The sequence below is a fragment of the Psychroflexus aurantiacus genome (genome assembly GCF_010820555.1).
GTDB classification, from domain to species: Bacteria; Bacteroidota; Bacteroidia; order Flavobacteriales; family Flavobacteriaceae; genus Psychroflexus; species Psychroflexus aurantiacus.
Genome location: NZ_JAAIKD010000014.1, coordinates 1 through 5,890, shown reverse-complemented (window position 1 = coordinate 5,890; position 5,890 = coordinate 1). Strand labels below are relative to the sequence as shown.

Sequence of the window (5,890 nt, the reverse complement as noted above, 5' to 3'; positions counted from 1 at the left end):
TCGTTTCATCGTTGTTTTTTTCAGCTTGCACATAACGGTTTGGGTATGGTGCGTGTCCCGTAGGGCATGCACTATACCCGTTGTTGGCACCCGTTTTTATTTTATTAATTGCACTTTCTCAGTCTTTACGAGTAGTCCATTTACAATGAAACTCTCTCCATTATCAAATTCCAAAGTGTAGGTTAATTGTTCATTTTGAACTTGATCTATGTCTATGATTTCAAGAAAGCTGTTGTCTTCGGGTACAAATATTTTATCTCCTTTTGATAACAACTTGACTGGCTCTTCTTGAAGATAATTCTGATTTGATTTTTCAGGATTTAAAGACGCCCAAGTTTTGTCTTGAGTCCAAAAAGGGTGGTCGTCTGTGACCGTAATTTCTCTGTCTTTAAAGTGAAGTTTTACAAGGTTTGAATGTCTGGCCGTTATAAGTTTAGGGTTTGAGGCGATAACAAGTTTCTCCTGTTTTAAGTCAAATGTCAAAATAGAGTCGGAAGATTGAATGTTCTGGATTTCCTTTGTTTTACCATTTGCAAGAGAAACCATTGTTCCTTTGGCAAAGCAATGAACATCAAGTCCGTCAAAGTTCACTTCACTTATTGCTACATCTGAATACTTTGTTCCTTTATAAATCTCTAGAATTTCAAGGGTCAGTATCAAGTCTTTCGTGCTGTCTGTCGATTGAATAGGGTCAATTTTAAATGACTGAGCGTTCGTAGAGTCAACCAAGTTTAAAATTGCCTTTGGTTGTCCGTCAACATAGAGTTTGAATTTGGCTACACGAGAATTGGCTTTCCATAAGTCAACATTCTTTATATACCCATTCCAAAGAAGAATTTCGTTGACTCTAGGGGCAAAAGGCTTGAAATGGAAATTGATTTTCATTCCAACCGTTCCTTTTGGTACCCAAGCTGTCAGAAGGTCAAAGTCGTGAATGTTGTCAGGTAGGTAGGTGTTTTTTCCTTGTTCCTGAAGATAAGAAGAAGCAGTGATTTTATACGGACCACCGCCACAATACCAACTACAACCAACTCCTTCGGTCATTGGCCCGTACATCATTTCTAATGAGTCAATCGCTTGAATATCTTCTTTTGACATTTGCTCGCCATAATTCATTTCTCCTGAGTTGACTTTTGACAATAACTCCATTGCGTGTTCCCAATAGACTTGTTCCGCTTTTGTGTATTTCACAGCATCAAAAACTTTCGGCTCAATCGCGGGTAATTCTTGCCCGTAAGTCAAGCTTGAAATCAGAATAGTCAAAATGAGAGCTAATTGTTTCATTGTCTTTTTTTCAAATGGGTGCCAACGGTCTCGGTTATCGCCAGTTGGCGGAGTAAGGGACGCGGATTTGTCGGCTTAGTATTAGTTTGTTGGTCAAGTTATTTATTTTCTTACTAACGGTGCCGCTTATTGGCGATGAACCGTTGTTGGCACCAGTAAAAATAGTTAGCCTTATTCTAAAAACTGAAATACTACCATATACTTAATTTATCTGTTCTTTTATTAAATGCAAGAGTCATCATATTTTCATAAAATACATCTCCTAAACCATTAATAATATTTGATTTCCAGTCTAGTTCGATATTTCCAATTTCTTTTTGAAGTTTTTCAAATTGGACCAAATGAATCCATATTATTTTTTCCCCTTCTTCATTTATGTACCCCAAATATTGTCGGACATATTCCTTAAAATAGGATCGAACATTTTTTATTTTTTTAAATCGATGAACTCTTGGATCTTTTTTCATCGATTTATTATATTTTTCCGTTAAGGCAATTTCTGCTTGAATAATATCTTCTTTTGAAGGAGTAAATCTATGAGCAAGTTGTTTTTTATTGAAATTTATCTTGTAATCTGCTGGAATTATAGCTCCTTTAAAATCTTTTCCTTCTACAATTTCAAATTTTGAGTCGGTTTTTATTTCCTCAATAAGTATTTCTGTTTGTCCAAAACTTGAAGAAGTTAATAGGTTGATTAATATAAAAGTCAGAAATATTTTCTTTAGCATTATTTTCTTTTATTGGTGCCAACGGTCTGCAGCTAAGAAACGTGGGGCTTTCGAAGCTCTTACTTGTCCGCTCGTGACAAATTTAGCTACGAAGAACGTACCTTGCGGAAACCACTGTCCGCCCCATGTTTTCTTAGGTGCTGTTGTAGCACGTTTTTCTATTTTATTTTTTCGTAATAATCCTTCTCCACGTATTTGTCTTTTTTTATTGAGGGGTCATAAAGTCGTTCGTTCTTATACGTCCACTTCTCGTTCGTAAAATACTCGTAGTATTCATTTTCTTCTTCCATTTTGAAAACGTAGGTCGAAACAGAACTGTCAAGCCGATGTCGAATTGTCTTATAACCTATGAATGAGATTATCAGACTATCTGCTTCTAATTTTGGCAACTTTGTTTCTCCTTGAAAGTCTGTGGATGCTCCTGTTAAAGTCGTGGTATTCTGTTTTAAAACGCAGGCTGCAAATGGAACACTTTCATTGTCGGATCCAATTACTTTAATTAACAGTGAGTCTGATTTATTTTTCTCAGTCTCGATAATCTCAAAGTTTTCAATTCCATTTTCAGGTGGTTGCAAATTGCTGTTTAAGGTAATTTGAGTTCCGTCTTTCTCCCAAGTTCCAAAAGTTGTCCCCCGAATTAAACCCGTCTGCCAATTGTATTCAAAAGTTTGGTCGGCTTTCAATTCTATTGTCGAGCCTATTCCATAAATGCCATTCCATTGATACTTACCAATGATGTGGTCAGTCGTCAAATTCTTAGTCGAAGAACACGAGATGAAAATCAAAATGGTCAATATGGTGAATGATGTTCTCAATAGGTCTATTTCAAATGTGCTACAACGTGTTTGTGTATGATTAGTGGCGTGGTTAAGCACCTAATCTAGCAAATACAAACTAAATAGAAAATCCGCGAGGATTTTCGTAAGTAGGCGAGAACTAGCCATTAATTATACACGGTGTTGCCCATAGTTATTTTTTATTTTGCATTTCACGAATTGCTTTTTTCCGTTCGCGAATTATTTTTCTTCGTTCTTTTTTCGATTCGTAGGTCAGAAGTGGTGTCCAATCAATTCGGTCATCACTTGCTAGCCATTCATTATATTTTTTTTGAAATTCCAGCGTTCCTTGTGCTAATATTGCAGGAAGATAATATTCAACTAAATTCGGATTGTTTTCGCAAAATGTTAGAATACAGTTTTGCATTCCAGTTAATGTAAAGTACGGCATTCCCTCAATTCGGTCAGCCATAATTATTGCCAACTCTCCTTTATTCAAAATTCGGTCTTGACATTCCGATTTTACATTAGTCAAAGTCTGGTCTGTAAAAAATTCCGCAAGAGTTGGTAAAATCCGCCAACCATATTCAATCAGTTTTTCGGCTTCTTCCGTTTCCGTTATCTCTTTCGAGTTCTCAATTTTTGAAATTCCGTCAAGTAGATTTTCAATTTCAGATTTTGATTGTGAGAAACCAAAACTTGATATTAAAATTCCAATTATTAATGTCAGACGGATTTTTTTCATAATTATGGGCAACGGGAAGGCTATGGGCAGTAGCGCCAAAAAAGCCATTCAGTTTTGTTTTCAGTCGTAAAGTTAGAAAATAAATCCCGAACTTTTGTTTTCAGCCCAAACCTGAGCTATTGCCTATAACTAATGTTGTGCGTTCGTTTTTTATTTCCACTGTTTGTTTTTCAAATTTGTTTTTTTGTAAATGTATTCTGAATCCATTATCAGTTTTTTTCCGTTTACAACAATCTTGTAATTAGTTAGAAATTCGGGAACTGCATTGATGTCCAAATCCTTAATCAGAACTTCTATATTATTATAATTCGGATTATCAATTTCGATTGTTTCTTCTTGACCTAAAAAGCTGTAATGAACATTTTTTATGGATTCAGTTTCAAACTCTGCGATTCCGTTCTGATTCGCTCCGACTCCAAGCTTTTTGTCGTTTATTTGAACGTTAGCAAATCCCAGAGCACCATTTTTGTCAGAAATCTTTATTTTAACTTTTCCAGTTAATTCTGGATTAACTTTTCCTTCGTAGGTTGTTTTTGGAATTTCTGGTTGGTTGTATGTGTTCAAAGCAATTGTATCATTCGAAAGTTTATTCCAAGTGCCTTTTACAACACTTTCTCCACCAACATCCATAAAGATGAAGTACTCAAAAGTCTTATCCGCTTTTAATTCAATTTGAGTGCAAGCAAAATAACTTTTTCCGCATTTTCCATATAAACCAACAACTGATTTATTCGTTGAACACGAACTTAAAAAAGTTAGTAGAAAAATCAGTTTAACGTATTTCACAGGTTCTCTTAAATGACGCACAACGGTCTTGTATAACCGCAGTTCTTTGCGGTGGTGTTTTTAATTCAGGAAGTTAAACTATTTTGAGAAGTTGAACTGAAACAAGCTGGAATTGCGGTTATGCGTTGTTGGCAAACGTTTTTACGAGTCAAATTGCGTTGTCAAATTTTACATAATAGGAAAAAGAGTTCATATTACCCCTTGCTTTCATTCTATAAATCTTACCATTCAATAGAATTTTCTTTCCATTATTCTTGAGATCCTGAAAGTTTTGACGCTGTCTTCTTCGATCCTCTCTCTCAGCTTTTCTACTAAAATACCTTACAAACGGTATTTCACTGCTATAAAGTTTAATTTGGCCGAAGTTAATTTCAGAACTCTCGAATTCTCGGAGATTTTCAATTTCAAGCGTTCGCCAAAATTGATCTGTAAAGACTATTCTATTAATGTTTGAATTTACTTTTAGGACAAACCGGCCGTCTAGATCGCTGGTGGTTTTTTTAATTAATTTTTTGTCGTCATACGCTTCAATTGATACTGCAGGCAAACTTTTATCATCTTCACCATAGATCAATTGACCACTATAGATAATAGAATTTTGAGCCGATATTTTGATGCAACAAAGGGCAATACAAAGAATTACGAAATAATTGAATTTCATCTTCATGCTTGGAAATGTTTGCCAACGTTTCTGGCTATGATTTCGTTGCGGAAAAATCCGCAGGATTCTTTCCGCCGTAGCCGAAAGATAGCAAAAAAGCCTTGAATTCCGACAGGGAATTCAACCGCAATGAATCATAGCCGATGTTGTGTTTTCGTACTTTATTCAGCTGTTAATTGAATAGATAAGCCTAAAGCATTAGCAAGTAAAGCAAAATTCGAAAGTCTAATATCTTCTCCGTTTTCAATTCGAGAAATATAAGGTCTTTTCTTTCCTACTTTTTCAGCTAAATTTTCTTGGCTCAAATGCAATTCCTTTCTTCGGTTTTTAATAATTTCTCCGAAATAAAATGAAAAAGCATTATCTCTAAATTCCTCACGTTCTTTTGAGCCTTCCTTTCCGTATCGTTTTGCAATCAGTTCTTTTGCATTTATTGATTTTCCCATAATTACTTTTCTTTTAGATAATTCTCTAATATTTTTTCAGCTTGCTTAATTGCCTTTTTGTAATCTTTAGTTCCTTTTTTCTGAAAACCATATAAACAAACAGCTTGCGTACATTCTGCAAAATTCAGATGGTCAATAGCAAAGATTACAATTCGATATTCATTTCCTGCTTTAATTCTCAATTCGTAAAATTGAGTTGATTGCAGTTTTTTTAGAAAATTTGAATTAACAACTTTTATTTCTCCAATAACTTCAATTAGTTGGAAGAATTTCAGTCCAACTCTTTCGTTTTGGTTGTCGATAAATTCCAAACATTCTTCTGTAATATCGATTTCTCTCATTTAACAAATGTAACGAATTAGTTACAATTATTATTCCTAAATCATACTTTATTTCGAAGACGGATTTTTCTCAGTATGAAACACAACGGTCCAGGCTATGAGTAGTGCGGGAGTTCAAAAGCA

8 protein-coding genes are annotated in these 5,890 nt (G+C 34.8%); all 8 read right to left on the bottom strand.

Features of this window, described 5'->3' with window-relative positions; genetic code table 11:
- Positions 1-96: 96 nt before the first annotated feature.
- Positions 97-1,284 carry an NADase-type glycan-binding domain-containing protein gene (locus tag G3567_RS13055; RefSeq protein ID WP_164005762.1) on the bottom strand — a complete coding sequence of 396 codons (1,188 nt, stop codon included), beginning with the start codon at positions 1,282-1,284 and terminating at the stop codon, positions 97-99.
- 191 nt (positions 1,285-1,475) lie between these two features.
- Positions 1,476-2,012 (bottom strand): hypothetical protein, encoded by a 537-nt coding sequence (locus G3567_RS13050; RefSeq protein ID WP_164005761.1) that lies wholly within the window; start codon positions 2,010-2,012, stop codon positions 1,476-1,478.
- 158 nt (positions 2,013-2,170) lie between these two features.
- Positions 2,171-2,827: a carboxypeptidase-like regulatory domain-containing protein gene (locus tag G3567_RS13045; RefSeq protein ID WP_164005760.1), complete on the bottom strand. Its 657-nt coding sequence runs from the start codon at positions 2,825-2,827 to the stop codon at positions 2,171-2,173.
- Between the two features lie 154 nt (positions 2,828-2,981).
- Positions 2,982-3,533 carry a hypothetical protein gene (locus G3567_RS13040; protein WP_164005759.1) on the bottom strand — a complete coding sequence of 184 codons (552 nt, stop codon included), beginning with the start codon at positions 3,531-3,533 and terminating at the stop codon, positions 2,982-2,984.
- 150 nt (positions 3,534-3,683) lie between these two features.
- The gene (locus tag G3567_RS13035) at positions 3,684-4,319 is read right to left on the bottom strand and encodes a hypothetical protein (RefSeq protein ID WP_164005758.1); all 636 of its coding nucleotides are present in this window, start codon (positions 4,317-4,319) and stop codon (positions 3,684-3,686) included.
- Between the two features lie 148 nt (positions 4,320-4,467).
- Entirely contained in the window at positions 4,468-4,986 is a 519-nt protein-coding gene (locus G3567_RS13030) for a hypothetical protein (RefSeq protein WP_164005757.1), read from the bottom strand.
- Positions 4,987-5,141: 155 nt separating this feature from the next.
- Positions 5,142-5,426, bottom strand: a complete 285-nt coding sequence (locus tag G3567_RS13025) for a helix-turn-helix domain-containing protein (protein WP_164005756.1) — start codon at positions 5,424-5,426, stop codon at positions 5,142-5,144.
- Between the two features lie 2 nt (positions 5,427-5,428).
- Complete coding sequence (locus tag G3567_RS13020) at positions 5,429-5,767, bottom strand: type II toxin-antitoxin system RelE/ParE family toxin (protein ID WP_164005755.1); 339 nt, start codon at positions 5,765-5,767, stop codon at positions 5,429-5,431.
- Positions 5,768-5,890: the final 123 nt, after the last annotated feature.

Excerpts from the sequence above, each read along its gene's own strand:
- G3567_RS13055 (WP_164005762.1), bottom strand. The coding sequence starts at position 1,284 with ATGAAACAATTAGCTCTCATTTTGACTATTCTGATTTCAAGCTTGACT.
- G3567_RS13050 (WP_164005761.1), bottom strand. The coding sequence starts at position 2,012 with ATGCTAAAGAAAATATTTCTGACTTTTATATTAATCAACCTATTAACT.
- G3567_RS13040 (WP_164005759.1), bottom strand. The coding sequence starts at position 3,533 with ATGAAAAAAATCCGTCTGACATTAATAATTGGAATTTTAATATCAAGT.
- G3567_RS13030 (WP_164005757.1), bottom strand. The coding sequence starts at position 4,986 with ATGAAGATGAAATTCAATTATTTCGTAATTCTTTGTATTGCCCTTTGT.
- G3567_RS13025 (WP_164005756.1), bottom strand. The coding sequence starts at position 5,426 with ATGGGAAAATCAATAAATGCAAAAGAACTGATTGCAAAACGATACGGA.
- G3567_RS13020 (WP_164005755.1), bottom strand. The coding sequence starts at position 5,767 with ATGAGAGAAATCGATATTACAGAAGAATGTTTGGAATTTATCGACAAC.